Raw genomic sequence first — 4,286 nt, forward strand, 5'->3', positions numbered from 1 at the left:
GTCTCCAGCAGCAACCGCTGCTGCGGATCCATCGCCACCGCCTCCCGCGGCGAGATCCCGAAGAAAGCGGGGTCGAAGTGACCCGCGTCCCGGACGAAGCCACCCTCCCGCGCGTAACTCGTCCCCTGCTGATCGGGATCGGCGTCGAACAACGCCTCCACATCCCAGCCACGATCCTCCGGGAACCCGGAAATCGCATCCCGGCCCTCAAGAACCAGCCGCCACAGATCCTCCGGACTCTCCACCCCACCCGGGTAACGGCAGCCCAGACCCACGATCGCGATCGACTCATCGTCACGCAGGGCGACGGGCACGGCCGCCGTCACCACGGCTTCCGTACCGACCAGTTCGCCCCGCACGTACCCCGCGAGAAGCGCGGCGGTCGGGTAGTCGAAGACCAGGGTGGCCGGCAGGCGCTGCCCGATGGCCGCGGCAAGCCGGTTGCGCAGCTCGACGGCGGTCAGCGAGTCGAAGCCCAGCTCACGGAACGACCGATCCGGCGCCACGCCCTCCGGACCCGCGTGTCCCAGTACCGCCGCGACCTCGGAGCGCACCAACTCCAGGACGTGTGCTTCCTGCTCGGCCGCAGGGAGTCCGGCCAGGCTCTCGGCCACGGACCCGATGCCGGCCTTCGCGGCACGGCGGGCCGGGACGCGTACCAGGCCGCTCAGCAGCGGCGGCAGCATCCCGCCGCCCGAAACCTGGGAGCGCAGGGCCGCCAGGTCGAGCTTCAGCGGTACGAGTACGGCCGTCGGCGAGGCGGCAGCGGTGTCGAAGAGGGCCAGGCCCTCCTGCTCGGAAAGGGCGTTCACGGCACCGCGTCCGGAGCGTGATGCCACGCCGGCCATGCCGCCGTCCCACAGGCCCCAGGCCAGCGACGTCGCCGCCAGACCCTGAGACCTGCGGTGAACGGCCAGGGCGTCCAGGAAGGAGTTGGCCGCCGCGTAGTTCGCCTGACCCGCGTTGCCGAACACACCGGCAGCGGAGGAGAACAGCACGAACGCCGACAGATCCATGTCCCGCGTCAGCTCATGCAGATTCCACGCCGCATCCACCTTCGGACGCAGCACCGCCGACAGACGCTCCGCCGTCAGCGACCCGACCACACCGTCATCCAGAACACCCGCGGTGTGCACCACCGCCGACAGCGGACGCTCCGCCGGAATCGCATCCAGCACCCCGGCCAGCGCATCCCGGTCGGCGACGTCGCACGCCGCCCACGACACCGACGCACCCAGCCCCGCCAGCTCAGCGGTCAACTCGGCCGCGCCCGGCGCATCCGCACCCCGCCGGCTCACCAGCAGCAGATCCCGCACCCCGTACTCGGACACCAGGTGACGCGCGAACAAGCCGCCCAGCTCACCACTGGCACCCGTCACCAACACCGTGCCCTCAAGGACCAGCGGCCCGGCCTTCGCCACCGCACGGACCAGACGCGGCACCAGGAACGTCCCCGCCCTGACCGCAACCTCCGGCTCACCCGAGCGCAACGCCGCAGTGACGGTGTCGGCGTCGATCTCACCGTCGAGGTCGATCAGGCCGAACCGGCCCGGGTTCTCCGACTGCGCGGAACGGACCAGGCCCCACACCGGCGCATGCACGAGATCCGCGACCTCGTCACCCGGCACAGCGGCCACCGCGCCCCGCGTCAGGAACACCAGCCGCGACGCGGCGAACCGCTCGTCCTCAAGCCACTCCTGCACGAGACCGAGTACGCGACCGGACTCCGCGTGCACCGCACCCGGCAGGTCGTCGGAAGCGTCCCGGTCCAACGGCACCACCACGGCCTCCGGCACGGCCTGGCCGTCGCCCGCGAGGGCGGCGAGTCCCGCGCTTCCGAGCCACAGCACTGTCTGCTGCCGGGTGTCCGACGCGGGAGGCAGCGCCGTCCAGTCGAGCTCGAACAGTGAATCCTGTCGTCGGTTGTCGTGCGCGGCGTCGATCTGGTCGGGCGAGACCGCGCGCAGCGCGAGTGATTCGACCGACACCACCGGGGCGCCCGTCGGGTCCGCCAGCTCCAGCGACACCGCACCGTCCCCGGCCGACGCCACCCGCACCCGAACCGACGACGCGCCGGCCGCATGCAACCGCACACCACTCCACGCGAACGGCAACCGCGCGCCCTCATCCGAGCCCGCGAGAACACCACCCAGAGCCAGACTGTGCAACACCGCGTCCAGCAACGCCGGATGCACACCGAACGTGTCCGCGTCCCGCTGCGCCTCCTCCGGTACAGCCACCTCGGCGAACAGCTCGTCGCCACGCCGCCACGCCGCACGCAGCCCCCGGAACAGCGGGCCGTACACAAGGCCCGCCGCATCCAATGCCTCGTACGCCGCATCGACCTCGACGGCGCTCGCGCCGGACGGAGGCCACACGGACAGATCGGCCGCGCCCGGCCGGACGTCGTCCGTCAGCACACCCACGGCATGCCGCACCCACGGCACGTCCGCGTCATCCGGACGGGAGTAGACCGCAACCGGACGACCGCCGGAGCCGTCGACCTCCCCGACCACCACCTGCACCTGAACCGCACCGGACTCCGGCAGAACCAAAGGCGCCGCAAGCGTCAGCTCCGCCAGACCCGGGCATCCCACACGCTCACCCGCATGCAGAGCCAGCTCCACGAACGCCGTCCCCGGCAACAACACCGACCCGAACACCACGTGATCGGCCAGCCACGGATGCGAACGCAACGACAACCGACCCGTGAACACCAGGCCGTCGGCGTCCGCGAGCGCGAGAGCCGCACCCAGCATGGGGTGGTCCGTCGCGCCGAGCCCCGCGGACGTCACGTCCCCGGTCACGGCGTGCTCGGGCGCCTCCAGCCAGTACCGCTGCCGCTGGAAGGCGTAGGTGGGCAGGTCGACGGGCTCAGCGCCCATCCGCGCGAAGTACGCCTGCCAGTCCACCGCGATGCCCCGGTTGTGGGCCTGGGCGAGTGCGGTGGTGACAGTCTCGGCCTCGGGGCGCGCGGAGCGCAGGACGGGCACGAAGGCCGCGCCTCCCCCGGTCACGCACTCCTGCGCCATAGCCGAGAGCACGCCGTCGGGGCCGAGTTCGAGGTACGCGGTGACGCCCGCGGCCTCCAGGGCGCGGACGCCGTCGAGGAAGCGCACGGCATCGCGGACATGGCGCACCCAGAAGTCGGCGGAGGCCATCTCATCAGTGACCACGGCACCGGTGAGGTTGGAGACGACCGGAATGCGCGGCGCCGCGAACGTCAGCCCGGACACGACCTCACGGAACGCGTCCAGCATCCCGTCCATGTGCGGCGAGTGGAACGCGTGACTGACCGCCAGCCGCTTCGACTTCCGGCCCGCAAACGCCTCAACGATCGTGACCGCGGCATCCTCGTCACCCGCGATCACCACGGCCTGCGGCCCGTTCACGGCCGCGATGCTCACACGCTCGTTCAGCAGCGGCAGCACCTCGTCCTCCGACGCCTGCACCGCGATCATCACGCCGCCGGTGGGCAGCGCCTGCATCAACCGCCCGCGAGCCGCGACCAGCGTGCACGCGTCCTCAAGCGACAGCACCCCGGCAACATGCGCGGCGGCGATCTCGCCGATGGAGTGGCCGGAGAGGAAGTCCGGCTTCACGCCCCACGACTCCAGCAGCCGGAACAGCGCCACCTCGATCGCGAACAACGCCGGCTGCGCGAACTCCGTACGATCCAGCAGCTCGGCCTCGTCGCCGAACAGCACAGCCAACCCCAGCCGCTCACCCACCGCGTCCAACGCCTGCGCGAACACCGGATAGGCCGCGTACAGCTCGCGGCCCATGCCGAGTCGCTGGCTGCCCTGACCGGTGAAGAGGAAGGCGAACTTGCCGCTGCTCACGGTGTCCCGCGTGACCGACGGCGCCGGTCCCCCGGCCTGCAGTGCGGCGAGGCCGCGCAGCAGTTCATCCCGGTCCGAGGCGACGACCGACGCGCGGTGCTCGAAGGCGGTGCGCTGGGTGGCCAGGGAGAGGGCGACGGCGGCACTGACGTCGCCGGCTTCCTCGATGTGCGAGTGGAGCCGTGCCGCCTGGTCGCGCAGTGCGTCCGGGGTCTTCGCCGACAGCACGTACGGCAGGACCTCCGTCGGGGCCTGCTCCCGTGCTTCAACCGGTTCGGGTTCGGGGGCCTGCTCGATGATGGCGTGGGCGTTGGTGCCGCTGAAGCCGAACGACGACACCGCCGCGCGGCGCGGACGGCCGGTCTCCGGCCAGTCCCTCTGCTCGGCCAGCAGCGAGACCGCGCCCTCCGACCAGTCGACGTGCGGGGACGGCTCGTCCACGTG

1 protein-coding gene is annotated in these 4,286 nt (G+C 71.7%); it reads right to left on the reverse strand.

Annotated elements, in window-relative coordinates; translation table 11 throughout:
- A partial coding sequence (locus tag ACFZAU_RS41705) for a type I polyketide synthase (RefSeq protein WP_500556588.1) occupies positions 1 to 4,286 on the reverse strand: 4,286 nt, incomplete at both ends.

It is taken from the genome of Streptomyces sp. NPDC008238 (assembly GCF_042956445.1).
Classification (GTDB): Bacteria; Actinomycetota; Actinomycetes; order Streptomycetales; family Streptomycetaceae; genus Actinacidiphila.